Raw genomic sequence first — 21,666 nt, forward strand, 5'->3', positions numbered from 1 at the left:
AAATATGAATTCAAAAATAAAAAAATATATACCTGCTGATGGATTAGCAGGCTTAAAAGAAAATTTTAAAACAGATGCTATTTCTGGTTTTATCGTGTTTTTATTGGCATTGCCACTAAGTTTAGGAATAGCAAAAGCATCTGAGTTTCCTCCAATAATGGGATTAATCACTGCTATTATTGGCGGTATTGTAGTTTCTTTTTTTATGGGCTCAAGGTTAACGATAAAAGGGCCAGCGGCGGGTTTAATTGTTATTGTTGCCGGTGCAGTTGCTGAATTTGGTCAAGGAGATAATAATCTTGGTTGGAAATTGGCACTCGGAGCTATGGTTGTTGCAGGAATTATCCAGATTTTATTCGGAATCTTTAAATTAGGAAAATTAGCAGATTTTTTTCCACTTTCGACTATTCATGGAATGTTGGCTGCTATTGGAATCATTATCATTGCTAAGCAAATCCCTGTTTTATTAAATGATAATCCTGCATTAGCAAAAGGAATGGGGCCAATTGAATTATTAGTTCATATCCCAAAGTTTATTATAAATTTAGATGCTAAAGCAAGCATAATTGGCCTAGTGAGTTTGACTATAATGCTGGGTTGGCCATATATTAAGAATAAAAATATAAAAATGATTCCTGCACCATTAGTCGTGTTGCTTTTTGCAATTCCAGCTGAATTATTTATGGATTTTGCACATTCTGAACCACCTTATGCCTTAGTTAAAATAGGGAGTTTAATTGATAATATTAATCTTAATGCCGATTTTTCAGGAATTAATCAAACAGGATTGTTTATTAAGTATGTGATTATGTTTGCTTTGGTTGGAACTTTAGAGTCGTTATTAACTGTTAAAGCAATTGATTTATTAGATCCATACAAAAGAAAATCAAACGCAAATAAAGATCTGATTGCTGTAGGAATTGGTAATACTTTTGCTGGTTTATTGGGTGGATTGCCAATGATTTCTGAAGTAGCCCGTAGTTCTTCAAATGTAAACAATGGTGCAAAAACACGTTGGGCTAACTTTTTTCATGGATTTTTTGTTTTACTTTTCGTGTTGTTAGCTGCACCTTTGTTAGAAATGATTCCTAATGCAGCATTAGCAGCTATGTTAATTAGTGTAGGAATTAAATTAGCTCATCCAAATGAGTTTATACATATGCTTCATATCGGTAAAGAACAATTGTTGATTTTTACAGTGACCGTTTTGGTAACATTATTTGAAGATTTATTAGTTGGTATTGCAGTAGGAATGCTGTTAAAAATGATTATTCATATGTATAATGGCACACCAATTTCTTCTTTCTTTAAAGCACCAACAGTGGTTTCCTTTGAAGGGGATGAATATAAAGTTGAGATTAATAAAGCTGCCATATTTTCAAATTTTTTAGGAATTAAAAGAAAATTAGAAGAAATTCCACCAGGACATCATGTTAGTATTTGTTTGAAAAGAACAAAATTAGTAGATCATTCTGTTTTGGAAAATTTAGAACATTTTAAGCATGATTATGAAGCTCATCCTGATGGTGGTTCAGTTACAATAATTGGTTTGGATAATCATAAACCATTATCAAGTCATCCAAAATCTTCTAGAAAAAATATACTAGCTTAATTCGAATGTATACTATATATAAAAAAAGCGACTTAGCGTTATTATTAATGCTAAGTCTGATTTGTTCGTCTTTTATGTTTGGGCAAGAAAAAGCTACTAATAATGACATTTGGTTTCATTACTTTGGAAAAAATAAGATAACTGAAAAATTTTCCTTTTCCTTTGAAGCAACGATGCGCTATGCTAATGGGATTTCAGAAAAACAGCAATATTTTGTTAGACCTTCGGTAGATTATCAATTTACAAAAAGTTTTATGGGTAGTTTAGGTTATAGTCATTATAATACTTATTCATACGGGAGCCCATCATTAAATAAAATAGCAATTCCGGAAGATCATTTTTGGATTCAGGGAACGTTTGTTCATACTCGTGGAGATTTGAAAGTTTCGCATAGATTGAGAGATGAGTTTCGTTATGTAGGCGTTTCTGCAATTCAATCTAATGGTAATCTTGCAATTGATCATTATGAATATCGAAATAGAATGCGATATATGTTACTGTTTAATTATCCTTTGATAAAAAAAGCAGAAACCACACAATTATTTGCTTTATTTGGAGATGAGGTTTTTATGAATTTAGGCTCTAATGCTGGAAAAACATTCTTAAATCAGAATAGAATAATTGGGGGAATTGGGTATAATTTCAACAAAAATCATCAGATTCAGTTGAGTTATATTCATCAGGATATTTGGAATTTTTCAAACACTTTACAAGAAAGTAATCCAACTGTTAGGTTGTCTTATATTACAAATTTTGATTTTAGAAAGTAGTTTTTGAGTTTAGTTTTTAATAAAAAATCCGATTAGAATTTCTAATCGGATTTTTTTATCATAAATATTTTGAATTACATCATTCCTGGCATTCCTCCGCCCATAGGCATACTTGATGATTCTTCTTTGATCTCTATTAGAGCACATTCAGTAGTTAAAATCATACCTGCTACTGAAGCAGCGTTTTCCAGAGCTACACGAGTTACTTTTTTAGGATCGATGATTCCAGCAGCTAGCATTTGAACATATTCTCCAGTTTTTGCATTAAAACCAAAATCTCCAGTTCCTTCTGTTATTTTTGCAATTACGACAGAACCTTCACCACCAGCATTTTCAACAATAGTTCTCAATGGTGATTCTACCGCTTTATTAATAATTTGAATTCCAGTTGCTTCATCTGCATTTTCTGCTTTAATGTTTGCTAAAGCAGCTTTAGCTCTAACTAAAGCAACTCCACCGCCAGCAACAATTCCTTCTTCAACAGCTGCGCGAGTAGCATGTAATGCGTCATCTACACGGTCTTTTTTCTCTTTCATTTCTACTTCAGAAGCTGCTCCTACATATAAAACTGCAACTCCACCGGCTAATTTAGCCAAACGTTCTTGCAATTTTTCTCTATCATAATCAGAAGTTGTAGTTTCTATTTGCGATTTGATTTGATTTACTCTTGCTTTGATGTTTTCAGCATCTCCAGAACCATTTACAATTGTAGTATTGTCTTTGTCAATCGTAATGTTTTCTGCAGTTCCTAACATGTCTAGAGTAGTGTTTTCTAACGAATAACCACTTTCTTCAGCAATTACAGTTCCTCCAGTTAAAATTGCAATATCTTCTAGCATTGCTTTTCTTCTGTCTCCAAAACCTGGAGCTTTTACAGCAGCAATTTTTAAGCCACCACGTAATTTATTAACTACTAAAGTTGCTAAGGCTTGCCCATCAACATCTTCTGCAATAATTAATAATGGTCTTCCAGATTGTGCTACTGGTTCTAAGACTGGTAATAATTCTTGTAAGTTAGATATTTTTTTATCGTATAATAAAACGTATGGATTGCTTAATTCAGCAACCATTTTGTCAGCATCAGTTACGAAATAAGGTGATAAATATCCTCTGTCAAACTGCATTCCTTCTACAACATCTACATAAGTATCAGTACCTTTTGCTTCTTCAACAGTAATAACACCTTCTTTTCCTACTTTTCCAAAAGCTACGGCGATTAAATCGCCAATAGTTTCATCATTATTAGCTGATATAGAAGCTACTTGTTTAATTTTTTCAGAAGAATCACCCACAGCTACCGATTGTTTTCCTAATTCAGCAACAATTGTTTCTACTGCTTTATCGATTCCTCTTTTTAAATCCATTGGGTTTGCTCCAGCAGCTACGTTTTTCAAGCCTTCTTTAACGATAGCTTGTGCTAAAACTGTTGCAGTTGTTGTTCCATCACCCGCTAAATCATTGGTTTTAGAAGCAACTTCTTTTACCATTTGAGCACCCATATTTTCTAATGGATCTTGTAATTCTATTTCTTTTGCTACAGAAACACCATCTTTAGTTACTGTTGGCCCTCCAAACGATTTCGAAATTATTACATTTCTTCCTTTTGGTCCTAAAGTTACTTTTACTGCATTTGCTAATGCATCAACTCCACGTTTTAAACCATCTCGAGCTTCAATATCGAATTTTATATCTTTTGCCATTTTAATTTTTTGTTTAAATGTTTAACAGTTGTTGTTTAATCTATGATTAAAGAATTGCATAAATCTCATCTTCTCTCATAATCAGGTAGTCTTTACCTTCATATTTGAATTCAGTTCCTGAATATTTACCATATAAAACTGTATCTCCAATTTTTACAGTCATGGTGTAGTCTTTTTTGCCATTTCCTACGGCTACAACAGTTCCTTTTTGTGGTTTTTCTTTCGCAGTATCTGGAATAATAATTCCAGAAGCAGTAGTTGTTTCTGCTGCTAAAGGCGCAATAACAACGCGGTCTGAAATAGGTTTAATGTTTAATGACATATTTTTATTTTTTAATGATTAATTTTTTCGTTTTCAAAATATTCAGAAATTATGCCAATTGAATTTTCTGACATTTTTGCTGAAATAAAAAATGCCAGCACTGACAGGCTGGCATTTTTTTATATTGTTCATGAATTCTTATTTTGCAGAATCTTGAGCAACTGGAGCAGTAGTTGCTGCAGGAGCTTGTTTGTTTGCTTCTGGTGTGGTTGGAATAGTTGTTGCAGGAGCGGCATTGTCTTGACCTAAAATTTTAGAATCTGTTGCTGCATTTCCACCATTAAAGCTCAAACTAGATAATAGAATTAGAGCAATTAAAATTCCTCCTAACGTCCAAGTACTTTTATCTAAAAAGTCGGTTGTTTTTTGCACACCGCCTAATTGTTGAGAACCTCCAAATGAAGAAGATAAACCTCCACCTTTAGGGTTTTGAACCATAATAGCTAAGATTAATAAAAAACAAACAATTGTTATCGCAATTAAAAAACCTGTAAATCCCATAATTAATTATTATTTTGTTGTAAATTTTTGATTTCATTTATTCGGTCTGCAAAGAAACTACTTTTTTCTGGATATTTCAAAATTAATATTTCATAAGCTTGCATTGCTTTGTTATATTTTTTTTGTTCCAAATACACTTTTGCTAATGTTTCTGTCATTAAGTGTGTTGGTTCTTCCATGCTTTTATTAATATTTGCAGGTGCTTTGGTTATATCTTTTACTGGAGCAATTTTTGGATTGGCTTCAATAAATTTATCGATTATATCTATTTTTTTTTGTTTATCGGAATCAATTTCTGGTTTATTTTTTTCAAAATCACGTTCTATTGGAGTGAATTTTGTCAATTGTAGCCATTCTTGAAACGAATGGCGTTCTGTTGGAGTAAATGGTAGCGGTTTGCCAATTTCTAATTTTTCTTCTGTAGATTCGGGGATTATTTTTTCTTCTTTTTCAGAAATAGTTTCTGTTTTTGATGAGACTATAATCTCTTCTATTTGGTGAACTTCTATATTTAATAAAGCTTTTTGTATTTCATCAATTTTATCTTGTTGAATAGCAACAAAGTTTTCAGAAGTTATAAATTCAAACAGCACAGTTCTATCGGTTGTATAAGCTGCTGTTTTTTTTAATTCATAATTATATCTAAAACTTTCCTGATTGTACAATCCTTTTAAATGTAAAGCACGTGCAGCCTGAAAGTATGGAAACTGCAAGACAATATTTTCTAAAGCTATCGTTTGTTTCTCGTTAGTAGCTTCAGGCTTATTTAAAAGATATGTTAAATCGTTTATATTCAAAGTTTAAATTTGTTTACCATTTAGCTAAAGATTCATTAAAGACGTCTTGAGTAATTCGTTCAAATATAACATCTAATGCTGATGAAAGTTGAGAACCAACTAATTGTTGATTGGCGTCAAAATCGTAATAAAAAGAAAAACGCTTTTCAAAATTATCATCTTCTTTGTTTTTATTTACAAAGCGAACCATCACAGCTATTGTCAACCTGTTTTGTGCTGCTCTTTGGTCGGCAGTAGCTGTCATAGGTGTAATTCGATACTCAACAATTTCACCTTCATATAATAACTCACCGCCTTGTGAAACTAAATTCAAGTTGGTTTGATTTTGAATGATGTCTTGCAATTCTAAAGTGAATGTTCTTTCAATACCAGGTTCAATTAATTCAGCATTATTTTGAAAATAATTTACCTGAAAAGTTTTAGCATCCACTGGTTTTGCACCTGTAAAATTATAAATTCCGCAACTATTTACAAGTAGTGAAATGGTAATAGTAAAAGCGATTATTAAATATCTCATTATAAATCGTATTGTTTGATTTTTCTATATAAAGTGCGTTCTGAAATTCCTAATTCGTCAGCAGCTGCTTTTCTTTTTCCTTTGTTTCGTTCAAGCGATTTTTTAATTAACTCAATTTCTTTTGCTTCTAAACTCAAAGTTTCTTCTTCATCAACGGTTTCAGCAAATAGATAATTTTCATCGTCATCATCGTCAAACTCTTCTTGTATCAGATTATTTTGATTCGGAAGCATTTCCACTCTTGGTTCTTCTTCAAAAATAGTATTTTCTTCGGGTTTACCGTAAATTTTTTGAATTAATCCTTTATTGGCTTCTTGCACTTTTGAACTTCCGTTTTGCATTAATTCCATCGTAAGCTTTTTCAAATCGTTCAAATCGCTTTTCATATCAAAAAGAACTTTGTACAAAATTTCTCTTTCGTTACTAAAATCACTTTCCGATTTTTTTGTTCCAATTACCGAAGGTAAATTTGCATTTTCCTGTGGTAAATAGGAGTGAAGCGTTTGCAAAGAAATCTCACGTTTGGTTTCTAAAACCGAAATTTGCTCGGCTACATTACGTAACTGACGAATATTTCCGCTCCATCTATATTTTATCAACAATTGAATGGCGTCATCATCCAATTTAATAGGCGGCATTTTGTATTTGTGTGCAAAATCGGCAGCAAATTTTCTAAACAATAAATGAATGTCTTCTTTGCGTTCGCGAAGTGGTGGCAACATAATGTCAACCGTACTCAATCTATAAAATAAATCTTCACGAAATTTGCCTTTTTCAATCGCATCAAACATGTTTACGTTGGTAGCAGCTACAATACGAACATTTGTTTTTTGTACTTGGGAAGAACCTACTTTGATAAATTCCCCATTTTCTAAAACACGTAATAAGCGTACTTGAGTGGTTAATGGTAATTCACCAACTTCATCTAAAAATATAGTTCCGCCATCAGCTACCTCAAAATACCCTTCACGCGTGTTAGTTGCACCAGTAAACGAGCCTTTTTCGTGACCAAAAAGTTCACTATCAATTGTTCCTTCAGGAATTGCACCACAGTTTACTGCAATATATTTTCCATGTTTTCTGTGCGAAAGTGAGTGAATAATTTTTGGAATACTTTCTTTTCCAACACCACTTTCACCTGTTACCAATACCGAAATATCCGTTGGAGCAACCTGAATGGCTTTCTCCACGGCACGATTGAGTTTTGGGTCGTTCCCAATAATTTCAAATCGTTGTTTTATAGCTTGTACTGATTCCATTTTTTTATTTTTTTGCCACGGATTAAAGGATTTTCACGGATTAATTAAAATACTAATCTTTTATGTTGTAAAGATTTGTTTTGAAAATTCACTAATAATCCAATTTCTGAATCTGAAAGTTTCATATAATTCAATACTTGTGCAGTATGTTCGCCTGAAAATTCTTTTATAGCTTTTACCTCTAAAACAATATCTTCATTTACTATGAAATCAGCATAAAATTTATGCGGTAATATTACTCTTTTATATTCGATTGAAAATTCTTTTTCTCTTTCAAAAGGAATATTATTTGCTTTAAATTCTATCTCTAACGCATCTTTATAAACCACTTCAAGCAATCCAGGGCCAAGATTTCTATGAACTTCCATACAAATCCCAATAATTTTAAAAGTTTCTTCTTCTCTGTATAGTCCCATTTTAAATCCGTGCTAATCTTTTAATCCGTGGCTTATTTTTTAGTTCATTACACTTGAATATCCAACCGCTTCTCCAATTAAAGTTGCAGCGGTACAATCTGTTATTTTTACCATTACAAATTCGCCTACTTTGTAATTTTCTTTTGGGAAAACCACTACTGTATTTTGAGAGTTTCTTCCGCTCCAGTGTACATCAGAACGTTTTGATTCTTTTTCAATCAATACTTCCACTTCTTGTCCAATGAAACGTTGTGTTCTTTCTAATCCGTGTTTTTGTTGTAAATCTACAATTTCGGTTAATCTACGTTTTTTAACTTCTTCTGGAACGTCGTCTTCCATTTTTCTGGCAGCTAATGTTCCTGGGCGTTCTGAATACGCAAACATAAATCCGAAATCATATTTTACATATTCCATCAAACTCAAGGTGTCTTGATGATCTTCCTCTGTTTCTGTTGGGAAACCAGCAATCATATCTTGCGACAATGAAATGTCTGGAATAATTGAATATATCTTATCAATCAACGCCATGTATTCTTCACGGGTGTGTTGACGATTCATTTCTTTTAAAATTCTTGTGCTTCCACTTTGAACAGGTAAGTGAATATAGTTGCAAATGTTATGGTGTTTTGCAATAACATGCAATACTTCTTCGTGCATATCTTGCGGATTCGAAGTAGAGAATCTAAAACGCATTTTTGGGAACAATGTCGCACATTTGTCTAACAATTGCGCAAAATCCATAGCAGTAGCTTTTTGCATTTCAGTTGCTTTGTCGTAGTCTTTTTTCAAACCACCACCATACCAAAGGTAACTATCTACATTTTGTCCTAACAAGGTTACTTCTTTAAATCCTCTATCGTATAAATCTTGAATTTCATCAATAATACTTTGTGGTTCACGGCTACGCTCACGACCACGTGTAAAAGGAACAACGCAAAACGTACACATATTGTCACATCCTCTTGTAATTGAAACAAAAGCATTAACACCGTTACTGTTTAAACGAACAGGTGAAATATCGCCATACGTTTCTTCTTTCGAAAGAATTACGTTGATGGCATCTCTGCCTTCTTCTACTTCCGCTAATAAATTTGGTAAATCTTTGTATGCATCGGGTCCAACCACCATGTCTACAATTTTCTCCTCCTCTAAAAACTGACTTTTCAAACGTTCCGCCATACAACCTAAAACTCCAACTTTCATAGTTGGATTGATTTTCTTAACTGCGTTGTATTTTTCTAAACGTTTACGAATCGTTTGTTCCGCCTTATCACGAATAGAACAAGTGTTTACCAAAACTAAATCGGCATCTTCTAAATTTTGAGTCGTATTATATCCGTTTTCATAAAGAATAGACGCCACAATTTCGCTGTCCGAAAAGTTCATTTGGCAACCATAACTCTCTATAAAAAGTTTTTTTGTATTTCCTTCTTTTTGGTCAAGCACTAAACTTTGACCTTGTTTTTTCTCGTCAATTTCCTTTTCCATAATAAAGATTTCCTTTAATCAGTCTGCAAAGATAATACTAAATTATAAAATCTGACAAGATGGCAGAAAAGGTTTAACAGGATTTTTTAAATTATTTTTTGTTGAAATTCTAAGTAGTTGTTTTTTGTGGTTTTTACACCTATATATATAGGATTAATTTGACTTATATTTTGGTTAATTATAGGTAAAAAAATGCTTGGGATGTTAAAATTTAAAAAAAACCTATACTTTTGCGATTCAAAAAAACGTGAAATGGCAAAGAATTTAGTAATCGTTGAGTCACCAGCTAAGGCAAAAACCATCGAAAAATTTCTAGGAAGTGAATATCAAGTAGAGTCAAGTTATGGACATATTGCCGACTTGCCTTCGAGAGAAATAGGAGTAGATGTAGAAAATGGTTTTAAGCCGAAATATGAAGTTTCGGCTGATAAAAAAGCATTAGTGACCAAATTAAAAGGATTAGCTAAAAATGCCGAAATGGTTTGGTTAGCTTCCGATGAGGACCGTGAGGGAGAAGCAATTTCTTGGCACTTATCTGAAGAATTAAAATTAAAACCAGAAAAAACAAAACGTATCGTTTTTCACGAGATTACAAAATCAGCTATCCAAAAAGCAATTGAAAATCCGAGAGGAATTGATTATAACTTAGTAAATGCACAACAAGCTCGTAGAGTTTTAGATCGGTTAGTAGGTTACGAATTGTCGCCAGTTCTTTGGAAAAAAGTAAAAGGAGGATTATCAGCAGGTCGTGTACAATCGGTTTCTGTTCGTTTAATTGTAGAGCGTGAAAGAGAAATTCAAGATTTTAAACCTGAAGCATCTTACAGTATTACAGCAGAATTTACAAACGAAGCTGGAAAAACATTCAAAGCAAAATTACCTAAGAACTTTGCCACTAAAAAAGAAGCAGAAGATTTCTTAAATAAAAATATGGGTTCGTCTTACAAAGTAGGAGATTTAGAAACCAAACCAACAAAAAAATCACCAGCAGCACCTTTTACAACTTCAACATTGCAACAAGAAGCAGCTAGAAAATTGTATTTGCCTGTTGGAATTACCATGCAAATTGCACAACGTTTGTACGAAGCCGGACTTATAACATATATGAGAACGGATAGTGTAAACCTTTCACAAGAAGCAATGGCAGCTGCTCAAGCCGAAATTACAAGTTACTACGGAAAGGAATTTTCGAAACCGAGAAATTTCAATACCAAATCAAAAGGAGCTCAAGAAGCGCATGAGGCAATTCGTCCAACGGACATGTCGCGTCACACAGTAGATATTGATAGAGATCAAGCGCGTTTGTATGATTTAATTTGGAAAAGAACATTAGCGTCTCAAATGAGTGATGCTGAACTGGAAAGAACCAACGTAAAAATCGAAGCGAGTAATCATTCAGAAACCTTTACAGCAACTGGAGAAGTTATCAAATTTGAAGGTTTCTTAAAAGTGTATTTAGAAGGCAATGACGACGATGATGAAGAACAAGAAGGAATGTTGCCTGCTTTAAAAGTTAATGAAAAACTTACTAATAATTATATCACGGCTACGGAGCGTTTTTCGCGTCCGCCAAGTCGTTATACCGAAGCTTCTTTGGTGAAAAAATTAGAAGAATTAGGAATTGGTCGTCCGTCTACGTATGCACCAACTATTTCTACGATTATTGCCAGAACCTATGTTGAAAAAGGAAGTTTTGAAGGTCAAGAACGAAAATACACGCAAATAGTTTTAAAAAATAGCGAAGTAAAAGCACAAGTTTTAACCGAAAATGTGGGTTCAGACAAAGGAAAGTTAGTTCCAACAGATATCGGAATTATCGTAAATGATTTCTTGGTAAAAAACTTCGGAACTATTTTAGATTATAATTTCACAGCAAAAGTAGAGCAAGATTTTGACGAAATTGCAGAAGGGAAAGTAGATTGGGCTAAAATGATGAATGATTTTTACAAACACTTTCATCCAAATGTAGTTGATGTTGAAAAAAATGCGGATAGAGAAAGTGGTGAACGTATTTTAGGTGTTCATCCTGTATCAGGTAAACAAGTTTCGGTTCGTTTAGGGAAATATGGAGCAATGGCTCAGATTGGAGATATTGATGAAGAAAGCAAGCAATTTGCAAGTTTACGTCAAGATCAAAATATTGGAAATATCACGTTAGAAGAAGTATTGAATTTATTTTTACTTCCAAAACAATTAGGAACATACAAAGGAGAAGAAATAGAGGTAAATAATGGTCGTTTTGGACCTTATGTGAAATTTGGTTCACAGTTTATTTCGTTGCCAAAAGGGATGGATCCGATGGATGTAACCATGGAAACTGCTCAAGGTTTAATTAATGAGAAAGTTCAGGCTGATGCACCAATTGGAACTTATGATGGCTTGCCAATTCAAAAAGGTGTTGGTCGTTTTGGTCCTTTTATCAAATGGAACGGTATGTTTATCAATGTGAATAAAAAGTATAATTTCGATAATTTATCTCAGTCAGATTTGGACGAGTTAATCGAAGAAAAGCAACAAAAGGATATCGATAAGGTGCTTCATGATTGGAAAGAAGAAGGAATCAAGGTGGAAAAAGCGCGTTGGGGGCGTTCGGTAATTACAAAAGGTAAAATCAAAATTGAATTAAGCAAAGATGTTGATGCTTCAAAATTAACTTTGGCACAAGTTCAAGAAATGATAGAGAAGAAAACGCCTGCCAAAAAAGCGACGGCTAAAAAAGCACCTGCAAAGAAAACAACAACAAAAAAGAAATAACAAATGGTTTTTGATTTTTTGCAACCTGTTTCAGCTTCAGTTGAAAAATATATTTCAGAATTATCTAATCAAACGTTAGGTAAAAAAGTTACATTGCATACACAAACAGATTTTCCTGTTTTAGAAAATGTTTCATTAGCAATTATTACTGTTAATGAAAATAGAGGCGCAAATGGAACAAATGAAGATTTAGCTTTTGAAGATTTTAGAAAACAATTCTATAACTTATATCCAGGAAATTGGAGTGTATCAATCGTTGATTTAGGAACTATTGAAGCAGGAGCAAGTGTTGAAGACACATATTTTGTTGTAAAAAAATTAGTTGAAGAATTAATTAAGAAAAAAATTACACCTATTATAATAGGAGGGAGTCAAGATTTAACCTATGCAATGTATCGTGCATATGATAATTTAGATCAAATGGTAAATCTAGTTTCTGTTGATAATCAATTTGATTTTGCTAAAGAAAATTCGTTAATGTCTAATTCTTTTCTGTCAAAAATTATAGTTGAAGAGCCTAATAATCTATTCAATTATGCAAATTTAGGTTATCAGACTTATTATAATTCGCAAGAGGAAATTGATTTAATAGAAAAATTATATTTTGAAGCTTATCGTTTGGGAGAAGTTTCAAACAATATAGCTGTTGCAGAGCCTGTTTTTAGAGATGCTGATTTAGTTAGTATTGACGTTACGGCTGTCCAATCTTCTTTTTCTGGAAATTTCTTACAATTTAATCCTAATGGATTTAATGGAAAAGAGATTTGTGCATTAACTCGATATGCTGGGATTAGTGATAAAGTTTCCTCATTAGGAATTTTTAATTTTAATTCAACGGAACAAGAAAATATATTAATTGCACAAATGATTTGGTATTTTATTGAGGGATTTAGCTTTCGTTCAAATGAATATCCGTTTGGAAGCAAAGAGAGTTATATCAAATATATTGTTCCAATTGATGATGAAGAATTAGTGTTTTATAAGAGCAATAAAACTGCTCGCTGGTGGATAGAAATACCTTTTTTAACAAATGTTAATAATAAATTAAAAAGAATTACGTTATTACCTTGCACAAATGAGGATTATTTAGCAGCTTGCGAGCAAGAAATTCCTGAAAGATGGTGGAAAGCTCAGCGAAGAAATGTCTTGTAAATCAGCATGTTTTACTGTGTTTTATTGAATGAATCAATAGTGATTTTTTAAATTATGGATATTTTTTTCACGTTTTTTAAAAAAAAATTGTTTTTTTCAAAATTATTGAATAGGTTTACGCCCTTAAAAAGAAGTTACATTTAACCCAAATTTATATGAAGAAGTTTGTTGCATTTTCAGCAATTTTGTCATTATTTATCAGTTGTGGTAAAGGCGATAAAGGAGAAGTAGTAGGAGTTAAAGGAAGAAAATGGCACCCTGAGAAGCCTTATGGGATGACATTAGTTCCTGGAGGAGCCTTTATTATGGGTAAATCAGATGATGATTTAGCTAATATTCAAGACGCGCCTACTAAAACAGTTACTGTTCGTTCATTTTACATGGATGAAACAGAAATCACGAACAGTGAGTATCGTCAATTTGTTGAATGGGTAAAAGATTCAACAATCAGAACTCGTTTAGCAATTTTAGCTGATGAACAAGGTCAAAAACCAGGTTCTGGAAGTGGAAAAGGCGGAAGCATTGGTGATTTTGGATTTGCTGATGTAGATCCAGAAAAAATGACTCCTTATGATAAGTATATGTATGAAAACTATTATAGTGTTGGTACAGATGACGATATCTATGCAGGAAGAAAACTAAACAAAAAAATCAAATTAATTAAAGAGCCAGGGAAATATCCTGATGAATTTTATGTTGAAGTGATGGATTCTATGTACCTACCAGAATCTGAGTCATACAATGGTCTAAAAACTATTGACGCGTCAAAATTAAAATTCAAATACAATCAAGTTGATTTAAATAAAGCAGTTAAGAAGAAAGGTCGTAAAAACTTCTATGAAGATGCACCGCCAATCGAAATTTATCCTGATACAACTGCTTGGATTAAAGACTTTGCTTATTCGTACAATGAACCGATGCACAATGACTATTTCTGGCACCAAGCTTATGGTGAATATCCAGTAGTGGGAGTGTCTTGGAACCAAGCTAAAGCTTTTTGTGCATGGAGAACTATGTACAAGAATGCATATATCAAAAAGAAAAAAGGAAGAGATCAAGTAAATTCTTTCCGTTTACCAACTGAAGCTGAATGGGAATATGCTGCTAGAGGAGGGATCGAAGGAGCTACGTATCCTTGGGGAGGTCCTTATGCTAAAAACGATAGAGGTTGTTTTATGGCTAACTTTAAGCCAAACCGTGGAGATTATGCTGCTGACGGTGCATTATATACTGTAGAAGCTAAGTCTTATGAGCCAAACGAGTATAACCTATACAACATGGCTGGTAATGTGTCTGAATGGACTGAATCTTCATATTTTGCAGAAGCTTATGAATTTGTTTCAACTATGAATCCTCACGTTGCTGACAAGTCAAACCAACGTAAAGTAGTTCGTGGAGGTTCTTGGAAAGATGTAGGTTTCATGTTACAAGTTTCAACTCGTGACTTTGAATATGCTGATTCTGCAAGAAGTTACATTGGATTCAGAACTGTTCAAGATTACATGGGAACAGCTGCAACAGGCAACAGACCAAAATAGTATTTAACCAATTTTTATATAATTAACTTAACTAACTAAAATTTATTTATTATGGCATTATTAAGCAAAAAAGCAATGGGATTCCTTTACGGAATGGGAGCAGCAGTTGTAATCATCGGAGCATTATTTAAACTTCAACACTGGACAGGTGCTGACATCATGCTTATTGTTGGACTAGTTACTGAAGCATTTATTTTTGCTTTGTCTGCATTTGAACCAGTTGAAAAAGATTTAGATTGGTCTTTAGTGTATCCTGAATTAGCTGGTGGTGAAGCTAAGGCAAAAGACAAAAAAGAAAACCCTGCTGAAGCTCAAGGATTATTATCTCAAAAATTAGATAATATGTTAAAAGAAGCTAAAATTGATGGTGAATTAATGGCAAGCTTAGGAAATAGTATCAAAAACTTTGAAGGTGCTGCAAAATCAATTTCTCCAACTGTTGATGCTATGGCTGGTCAAAAGAAATATGCTGAAGAAATGTCTACAGCGGCTGCACAAATGGAAGCTTTAAATGGTTTATATAAAGTTCAATTAGAGAGTGCTGATAGAAATGCGCAAGCTAACAAAGAAATTGCTGAAAATGCAGCTAAATTAAAAGAGCAAATGCAATCAATGACTTCAAACATTGCTTCATTAAATGCTGTTTATGGAGGTATGCTTACTGCTATGAGTAACAGAGGATAATTAGTTTTATCATTAAATAATTTATTAATTAAAAACTAATTTAAAGAAAAAATGGCAGGAGGAAAATTAACCCCTAGACAGAAGATGATTAACCTGATGTACTTGGTTTTCATCGCAATGTTGGCATTAAACATGTCAAAAGAAGTATTATCGGCTTTTGGAAATTTTAACGATAAATTTTCAGAGTCTAATAAATTAACTGAAGAGGCAAATGGTAATTTATTATCTGCTCTAAATACAAAAGCAGCTGATGAGCCAGCTAAGTATGCTGAACCAGCTAGAAAAGCTAAGGATGTGGCTAAGATATCTAAAGAATTTGTTGAATTTTTAGAGACTGTTAAAGCTGAAGTTACTGAAGGATATACACCAGACGAAAAGACTGGTAAATTGCCTTTTGAGTCTATGGATAAATCGACTATAGATGAGAAGTGGTTTAAAGGTGATGGATATAGTCCTAGAGGTACTGAAATTGTCTCTAAAATTGATAAATATGTTGCTGATATTAAGAAAGTATTAGGAAATGATGTTAAATATATACCTTTTATTAAAGAGATTGAAAAGAAATTTTCAACTGCAGATATTGCCAACAAAGAAGGTGTTAAAATTAAGTTTTTAGATTACAAAGCGAAAGGTTTTCCTGCGGTTTCTACTTTAACCTTCTTAACAGCTATGCAGAATGATGTTAAAAACACTGAGGCAGGTGCTTACAATTTATTCTTAGGAAATGCATTAAAATCTGCTGCTTCTATGAAAAATTTCCAAGCAATTGTAGTTTTTGAAAAGAATGCTTATTTTCAAGGTGAGCAAGTTAAAGGGAAAGTAGTTTTAGGTCGTTATGATGCTAATACTGTTCCGACATCATTTAAAGGCCCTGGTAAAATTGAAAATGGTCAAGCTGTTATCTCTATGACTGCAGGAAGTGTTGGAGAGCAAAATATTTCTGGTGAATTTGGTTTTATGGAAGATGGTAAAGAAATTCCTTTGAAATTTGAAGGTAAATATGTTGTTGTACCAAAGCCTAAATCTGCAACCATTTCTGCTGACAAAATGAATGTTGTTTATAGAGGTGTAGTAAACCCAATGACAATTTCTTTTGCAGGTGTTTCTGATAAAGATGTAACTGCTTCTGCTCCAGGCTTAACTAAAGGAAGCGCTTTAGGTAAATATAATATGAGTCCTGGTGCTGGTAGAGAAGTAACTATAAATGTTAATGCTAAGCTTCCTGATGGTAAAACTGTTTCAGATAAAAAAGTGTTCAGAATTAAAGGGATTCCAGGTCCATCTGGAACTGTTAGAGGAGAATATTCTGCTAAAGGTCCTAAGTCAAGTTTAGAGATTTCTACTGTTGGTGCTAAATTAGAAGATTTTGATTTTGAGGTTGGTTTAAATGTTACTGGTTTCACTATCAAAGTACCTGGTCAGCCTACTGTTGTTGTTTCTGGTAATAAAATGGATGGAAGAGCTAAGGCTGCGATTGCTAAAGCTCAAAGAGGAGATGTTGTTATTATTAACAATATTCAGACTAAATTAGTTGGAGCTGGTAATTATATGTTGCCAAAAACAGCACCTTGTACATTTGAAGTACAATAATTTTAATAATTTTAAGTTTATATATCAAACTTGAATAAAAATGAATAAGATGAATTGGAGAAATAGTATTGCAATTTTAGCATTAGGTTTAAGTTCTACTTTTGCCTTTGCTCAGTCTAATCTTTTAAATGCTAAGACACCTGATCAAATCGGGAAAAAGACAGAAGCAGAATTAAGTGCAGACAATGATAAACCATTACCATACGGTTACGTTCATGATAGAGATATCTTGATGGGTAAACGTATGTGGGAAATTATTGATTTAGATGAAAGGGTTAACTTTCCGCTTTATTTTCCAGTAGATGGTGATGTTATGTCTTCTCCAGATAGAAGACCATTGTATAATGTGTTGATTTCTGCTATAAAAGATGGTAAAATTACCGAAGTTTATGATTCAAGTTATTTTACTACAAAAAAGTCCTTAAAGGATATAGAGGCTTCATTAGTTAAAATTGATACAACAGATGCAGGTAGAGAATATTTCAATGCAGGTGAAGCAATTCCTGCTGAATTTATTGTAAAAACCCAATTGGAAGCAATTCATGTTGATGCCTATAAAATTGTTGGCTATTGGTATTTTGATAAGCGTCAAGGAGAATTAAAATATAGATTGTTAGGGATTTGTCCTAGTATTCCAGATGTTTATACAATGGGTGAAAAAGAAAAAGACTATATTGAATTATTTTGGGTTTATTTCCCTGCTTCAAGAGATGTTTTGCATGCAGCTAAAGCATTCAACAACAAAAACTCAGCTATGTCATTTACTTTTGATCATTTATTAAATGCGCGTCGTTTTAATGGAGTTGTTTATTTGGAGGAAAACGTTTATGGAGACCGTCAAATTAAAGACTACATGAAAGAAAACGCACAAATGCAATTATTAGAATCTGAGCGCGTGAAAGAAAAGATCCGTGACTTCGAACAAGATATGTGGAATTATTAATAGTATTTCTCCAATTTCATTTAAAAACTCTTACCATTTGGTAAGAGTTTTTTAATTTTACATCATGATAGACTTTATAATTGTTGGAAATGGTTTGGCTGGTATTTCTTTTGCAGAAATAGCCTTGCAAAACAATAAATCAATTTTTGTTTTTGATAATAATTCACAACCTTCATCTCGTGTAGCTGGCGGGCTATATAATCCAGTTGTTTTAAAACGTTTTAGTGAAGTATGGAAAGCTAAGGAGCAAATTGATTTTGCTTTTCCTTTGTATCACAATATTCAATCCAAGCTAAATGTAGTTTTTGATTTTGAATTACCTATACTTCGTAAATTATTTTCGGTTGAAGAACAAAATAATTGGTTTCAAGCTGCTGATAAACTTAATTTGGCTCCTTTTTTAGATTCAAAATTAGTCACAAGATCATACGAAAGTATTGCTTCTCCATTTCATTATGGTAAAGTTAATTTTACGGGTTACCTTGAAATATCAATTTTAATTGAAGCGTATCAAATTTTTTTAAACTCCATAAATAGTTTTTCTGTAGATACATTTGATTACAATGCTATTAAATTTTTAGAAGATGGAATTCAGTATAAAAATATAAAAGCAAAGCATATTATTTTTGCTGAAGGTTTTGGATTGCACGCAAATCCTTACTTTAATAATTTGCCTTTAGACGGTACAAAAGGTGAGTTATTAATTATTAAAGCTCCAAATTTGAAACTTGATGCAGTTGTTAAATCAAGTGTTTTTATATTGCCAATTGGAAATGATTTATATAAAGTCGGGGCTACCTATGATTGGACAGATAAAACAAATACTCCTACTGAAGAAGGTAAACAAGAATTAGTAGAAAAGCTTTCTGAATTAATTTCTTGTGATTTTGAAGTTATTCAACATTTCGCTGGAGTCCGTCCTACAGTTAAAGACAGAAGACCACTGGTCGGAACACACATAATCCATCCACAATTGCATGTTTTAAATGGTTTGGGAACTCGTGGCGTCATGTTAGCTCCGTATCTAGCTAATCAATTATTTCAACATATTGAAAATAATATTCCGCTGGAAAAAGAAATTGATATTATTAGATGTTATAAAAAAAACCGAAACTAATTTGTTTCGGTTTTTTGTTTATCGTAATGTAGCAGTTTTTTCGCCTTTATGTTTCTCCCATTCTTTATCATAACTCATAAATAGATTAATCCAAATATTACGCGATAATCTCATAATTACAGGCATAAAAACTATTAATGTAGCTATTATTGCAATGAAATTATTAATTAAACTTTTTTCTCCTACAAAGAAATATGTTATAATAAATGCTGCAACACCAAATGCAATACCAAGAGCATAACTTACATACATTGCTCCATAAAAAAACGATGGTTCAATTTTATATTTCGTTCCACAATGACTGCAATTTTCATGCATTTTATAAACATTGACTACATTATACGGATTTTTGTCTAAATACATGCTTTCTTCATGACAAGTTGGACAACTTCCTGTTAAAATACTATTTAATTTGGATCCTTTTTTTAACATTTGCAAAATATTTTACACAAAGGTACAATAACTATGAATGATTTGTGTAACAATTATTACAAATAACCATTTGTTTATAGATTTTTGTGTTTCATTGAAAGGTAACTTTTATACACATTAATCAATTAAATATTTAAATTAATTAAATGCTAAACATACATAATTTATCGGTTTCATTTGGTGGAACATATCTTTTTGAAGAAGTAACTTTTAGATTAGGTGCTGGAGATAGAGTAGGACTTGTTGGAAAAAATGGTGCTGGAAAATCAACTATGTTGAAAATTTTAGCAAGAGATTTTGCACCCGATTCTGGTCAAATTGCTACTGAAAAAGAGGTCAAAATAGGATTTCTTCGTCAAGATATTGATTTTGTAAAAGGGAGAACAGTTTTGGAAGAGGCTTATCAGGCTTTTGAAGAAATCAAGCGTGCCGAGTTTCGAATAGACGAAATCAATCATCAATTAATCACTCGTACCGATTATGAAAGTCAGGAATATTCTGATTTGATCGAAGAGTTGAGTGATGTAACACATCATTATGAAGTGTTAGGTGGTTATAATTACGTAGGTGATACCGAAAAAATTCTTTTAGGTCTTGGATTTAAAAGAGAAGATTTTGACAATCAAACCGATACTTTTTCGGGAGGTTGGAGAATGCGTATCGAATTGGCAAAATTATTATTGCAGTCAAACGATATTTTACTTTTGGATGAGCCAACAAATCACTTGGACATTGAAAGTATTATTTGGTTAGAAGGGTTTTTACGTAATTTTCCGGGTGTGGTTGTAATCGTATCTCACGATAAAATGTTTTTAGATAATGTAACGAATCGTACTATCGAAATTTCATTAGGTAAAGCCTACGATTTTAATAAACCGTATTCTGAATATTTGGTGTTGCGTCAGGAAATTCGCGAAAAGCAATTGGCAACTCAGAAAAATCAAGCAAAAAAAATTGAAGAAACGGAGAAATTAATCGAAAAATTTCGTGCCAAAGCATCAAAAGCTTCCATGGCGCAATCGTTGATTAAAAAATTAGATAAAGTAGAACGAATTGAAGTTGATGAAGACGACAATTCGGTAATGAATATTTCGTTTCCTGTTTCGCAAACACCGGGAAGAGTTGTAGTAGAAGCGGAGCACGTTACCAAAGCATACGGGGATAAAGTAATTTTAAAAGACATTTCGCTTTTAGTTGAGCGTGGAAGTAAAGTGGCTTTCGTTGGACAAAATGGTCAAGGGAAATCAACATTCATGAAGGCTATTGTAAATGAATTTGAATATGAAGGTTCTATCAAATTAGGTCATAATGTACAATTGGGCTATTTTGCTCAAAATCAGGCGGAATATTTAGATGGCGAAATCACTTTGTTACAAACTATGGAAGACGCTGCAACTGACACAAATCGTTCAAAAGTACGCGATATGCTTGGTGCATTTTTGTTTAGAGGTGATGATGTTGAGAAAAAAGTAAAAGTACTCTCAGGTGGTGAACGAAATCGTTTGGCACTATGTAAATTATTGCTTCAGCCAATTAATGTTTTAGTAATGGACGAGCCAACGAATCACTTAGATATTAAGTCTAAAAACGTTTTAAAAGCCGCTTTACAGCAGTTTGAAGGGACATTGCTTTTGGTTTCTCACGATCGTGATTTTTTGCAAGGAATGTCTAATATTGTTTATGAATTCAAAGATCAGAGAATAAGAGAATATTTAGGAGACATTAATTTCTTCTTAGAACAGAAAAATGTTATGAATATGCGTGAGATTGAAAAGAAAGATGTGGTTGTAAATACAAGTGTAAATAAGGCAGCCAAAAGTATCTCTTATGAAGACCAGAAGAAAGCGAAATCATTACAAAATAGATTGAGTAAAATTGAAAGTCAAATTCAACAATTAGAAAAAGATATTCAGCATGATGACAAAGCATTAGCTTCAAATTATGACAAACACATCGAGGATGCTACATTTTTTGCAGCTTATGAGAAAAAGAAAAAAGAGTTGGAACAATTATTAGAAGATTGGGAAAATGTGCAATTAGAAATAGAAATGGTAAATAGCTAATTGCAGAACCA

The 21,666-nt window shown here is 32.7% G+C and carries 19 protein-coding genes; 10 read left to right on the top strand and 9 right to left on the bottom strand.

The annotated features are described in order from the left end of the window. The first annotated feature begins 4 nt into the window (after positions 1–4). Both VK164_RS00770 and VK164_RS00775 read left to right on the top strand, forming a co-directional pair. Positions 5–1,612, top strand: coding sequence for a SulP family inorganic anion transporter (locus VK164_RS00770; RefSeq protein ID WP_324207536.1), 1,608 nt, complete (start codon positions 5–7; stop codon positions 1,610–1,612). Positions 1,613–1,617: 5 nt separating this feature from the next. Continuing rightward, positions 1,618–2,382, top strand: coding sequence for a DUF2490 domain-containing protein (locus VK164_RS00775; protein ID WP_324207537.1), 765 nt, complete (start codon positions 1,618–1,620; stop codon positions 2,380–2,382). 74 nt (positions 2,383–2,456) lie between these two features. Here the strand turns inward: VK164_RS00775 and groL are convergent, their stop codons facing one another. The 8 genes from groL to miaB all read right to left on the bottom strand — a co-directional run bounded on the left by groL (position 2,457) and on the right by miaB (position 9,382). After that, positions 2,457–4,082 (bottom strand): chaperonin GroEL, encoded by a 1,626-nt coding sequence (groL, locus tag VK164_RS00780; protein ID WP_324207538.1) that lies wholly within the window; start codon positions 4,080–4,082, stop codon positions 2,457–2,459. Between the two features lie 46 nt (positions 4,083–4,128). Next, positions 4,129–4,404 (bottom strand): co-chaperone GroES, encoded by a 276-nt coding sequence (locus VK164_RS00785; RefSeq protein WP_166236625.1) that lies wholly within the window; start codon positions 4,402–4,404, stop codon positions 4,129–4,131. 138 nt (positions 4,405–4,542) lie between these two features. After that, entirely contained in the window at positions 4,543–4,908 is a 366-nt protein-coding gene (gene secG, locus VK164_RS00790; RefSeq protein ID WP_324207573.1) for a preprotein translocase subunit SecG, read from the bottom strand. Continuing rightward, on the bottom strand, positions 4,908–5,702 hold the full coding sequence (locus tag VK164_RS00795) for a tetratricopeptide repeat protein (protein WP_324207539.1): 795 nt from the start codon (positions 5,700–5,702) through the stop codon (positions 4,908–4,910). The genes secG and VK164_RS00795 overlap by 1 nt, the downstream gene beginning before the upstream one ends. Before the next feature lie 13 nt (positions 5,703–5,715). Then, positions 5,716–6,219 carry an LptE family protein gene (locus VK164_RS00800; protein ID WP_324207540.1) on the bottom strand — a complete coding sequence of 168 codons (504 nt, stop codon included), beginning with the start codon at positions 6,217–6,219 and terminating at the stop codon, positions 5,716–5,718. Next, a complete protein-coding gene (locus VK164_RS00805; RefSeq protein ID WP_324207541.1) occupies positions 6,219–7,478 on the bottom strand; it encodes a sigma-54 dependent transcriptional regulator in 1,260 nt (419 codons plus the stop codon). Before VK164_RS00805 ends, VK164_RS00800 begins: the two co-directional genes overlap by 1 nt. A 44-nt stretch (positions 7,479–7,522) precedes the next feature. Continuing rightward, positions 7,523–7,894 (bottom strand): GxxExxY protein, encoded by a 372-nt coding sequence (locus VK164_RS00810; RefSeq protein WP_324207542.1) that lies wholly within the window; start codon positions 7,892–7,894, stop codon positions 7,523–7,525. Between the two features lie 39 nt (positions 7,895–7,933). Continuing rightward, a complete protein-coding gene (miaB, locus tag VK164_RS00815; protein WP_324207543.1) occupies positions 7,934–9,382 on the bottom strand; it encodes a tRNA (N6-isopentenyl adenosine(37)-C2)-methylthiotransferase MiaB in 1,449 nt (482 codons plus the stop codon). A 252-nt stretch (positions 9,383–9,634) separates the two neighbouring features. On the opposite strand from miaB, the gene topA reads away from it, so the two are divergent. The 7 genes from topA (at position 9,635) to VK164_RS00850 (ending at position 19,160) form a co-directional block, all read left to right on the top strand. Next, the gene (topA, locus tag VK164_RS00820) at positions 9,635–12,136 is read left to right on the top strand and encodes a type I DNA topoisomerase (RefSeq protein WP_324207544.1); all 2,502 of its coding nucleotides are present in this window, start codon (positions 9,635–9,637) and stop codon (positions 12,134–12,136) included. Between the two features lie 3 nt (positions 12,137–12,139). After that, the gene (locus VK164_RS00825; protein ID WP_324207545.1) at positions 12,140–13,288 is read left to right on the top strand and encodes a formimidoylglutamase; all 1,149 of its coding nucleotides are present in this window, start codon (positions 12,140–12,142) and stop codon (positions 13,286–13,288) included. A 155-nt stretch (positions 13,289–13,443) separates the two neighbouring features. Further along, on the top strand, positions 13,444–14,826 hold the full coding sequence (gene gldK, locus VK164_RS00830) for a gliding motility lipoprotein GldK (protein ID WP_166236526.1): 1,383 nt from the start codon (positions 13,444–13,446) through the stop codon (positions 14,824–14,826). 51 nt (positions 14,827–14,877) lie between these two features. Next, on the top strand, positions 14,878–15,510 hold the full coding sequence (gldL, locus tag VK164_RS00835) for a gliding motility protein GldL (RefSeq protein ID WP_324207546.1): 633 nt from the start codon (positions 14,878–14,880) through the stop codon (positions 15,508–15,510). Positions 15,511–15,561: 51 nt separating this feature from the next. Continuing rightward, positions 15,562–17,100, top strand: coding sequence for a gliding motility protein GldM (gldM, locus tag VK164_RS00840; protein ID WP_324207547.1), 1,539 nt, complete (start codon positions 15,562–15,564; stop codon positions 17,098–17,100). A gap of 49 nt (positions 17,101–17,149) precedes the next feature. Continuing rightward, positions 17,150–18,043: a gliding motility protein GldN gene (gene gldN, locus VK164_RS00845; RefSeq protein WP_414655535.1), complete on the top strand. Its 894-nt coding sequence runs from the start codon at positions 17,150–17,152 to the stop codon at positions 18,041–18,043. A gap of 64 nt (positions 18,044–18,107) precedes the next feature. Beyond that, entirely contained in the window at positions 18,108–19,160 is a 1,053-nt protein-coding gene (locus VK164_RS00850; RefSeq protein WP_324207549.1) for an NAD(P)/FAD-dependent oxidoreductase, read from the top strand. Between the two features lie 18 nt (positions 19,161–19,178). On the opposite strand, the gene VK164_RS00855 is transcribed toward VK164_RS00850, so the two are convergent. After that, the gene (locus tag VK164_RS00855) at positions 19,179–19,592 is read right to left on the bottom strand and encodes a DUF983 domain-containing protein (protein ID WP_324207550.1); all 414 of its coding nucleotides are present in this window, start codon (positions 19,590–19,592) and stop codon (positions 19,179–19,181) included. Between the two features lie 146 nt (positions 19,593–19,738). Between VK164_RS00855 and VK164_RS00860 the strand changes: the two genes are divergently transcribed. Then, a complete protein-coding gene (locus VK164_RS00860) occupies positions 19,739–21,655 on the top strand; it encodes an ABC-F family ATP-binding cassette domain-containing protein (RefSeq protein WP_324207551.1) in 1,917 nt (638 codons plus the stop codon). Positions 21,656–21,666 lie beyond the last annotated feature (11 nt).

Source organism: Flavobacterium sp. (genome assembly GCF_035299005.1).
GTDB lineage: Bacteria > Bacteroidota > Bacteroidia > Flavobacteriales > Flavobacteriaceae > Flavobacterium.

Excerpts from the sequence above, each read along its gene's own strand:
- VK164_RS00825 (WP_324207545.1), top strand. The coding sequence starts at position 12,140 with ATGGTTTTTGATTTTTTGCAACCTGTTTCAGCTTCAGTTGAAAAATAT.
- VK164_RS00785 (WP_166236625.1), bottom strand. The coding sequence starts at position 4,404 with ATGTCATTAAACATTAAACCTATTTCAGACCGCGTTGTTATTGCGCCT.
- VK164_RS00860 (WP_324207551.1), top strand. The coding sequence starts at position 19,739 with ATGCTAAACATACATAATTTATCGGTTTCATTTGGTGGAACATATCTT.
- VK164_RS00805 (WP_324207541.1), bottom strand. The coding sequence starts at position 7,478 with ATGGAATCAGTACAAGCTATAAAACAACGATTTGAAATTATTGGGAAC.
- miaB (WP_324207543.1), bottom strand. The coding sequence starts at position 9,382 with ATGGAAAAGGAAATTGACGAGAAAAAACAAGGTCAAAGTTTAGTGCTT.
- VK164_RS00850 (WP_324207549.1), top strand. The coding sequence starts at position 18,108 with ATGATAGACTTTATAATTGTTGGAAATGGTTTGGCTGGTATTTCTTTT.
- VK164_RS00770 (WP_324207536.1), top strand. The coding sequence starts at position 5 with ATGAATTCAAAAATAAAAAAATATATACCTGCTGATGGATTAGCAGGC.
- gldK (WP_166236526.1), top strand. The coding sequence starts at position 13,444 with ATGAAGAAGTTTGTTGCATTTTCAGCAATTTTGTCATTATTTATCAGT.
- VK164_RS00855 (WP_324207550.1), bottom strand. The coding sequence starts at position 19,592 with ATGTTAAAAAAAGGATCCAAATTAAATAGTATTTTAACAGGAAGTTGT.
- topA (WP_324207544.1), top strand. The coding sequence starts at position 9,635 with ATGGCAAAGAATTTAGTAATCGTTGAGTCACCAGCTAAGGCAAAAACC.
- VK164_RS00800 (WP_324207540.1), bottom strand. The coding sequence starts at position 6,219 with ATGAGATATTTAATAATCGCTTTTACTATTACCATTTCACTACTTGTA.
- gldN (WP_414655535.1), top strand. The coding sequence starts at position 17,150 with ATGAATTGGAGAAATAGTATTGCAATTTTAGCATTAGGTTTAAGTTCT.
- VK164_RS00775 (WP_324207537.1), top strand. The coding sequence starts at position 1,618 with ATGTATACTATATATAAAAAAAGCGACTTAGCGTTATTATTAATGCTA.
- VK164_RS00810 (WP_324207542.1), bottom strand. The coding sequence starts at position 7,894 with ATGGGACTATACAGAGAAGAAGAAACTTTTAAAATTATTGGGATTTGT.
- gldM (WP_324207547.1), top strand. The coding sequence starts at position 15,562 with ATGGCAGGAGGAAAATTAACCCCTAGACAGAAGATGATTAACCTGATG.
- groL (WP_324207538.1), bottom strand. The coding sequence starts at position 4,082 with ATGGCAAAAGATATAAAATTCGATATTGAAGCTCGAGATGGTTTAAAA.
- gldL (WP_324207546.1), top strand. The coding sequence starts at position 14,878 with ATGGCATTATTAAGCAAAAAAGCAATGGGATTCCTTTACGGAATGGGA.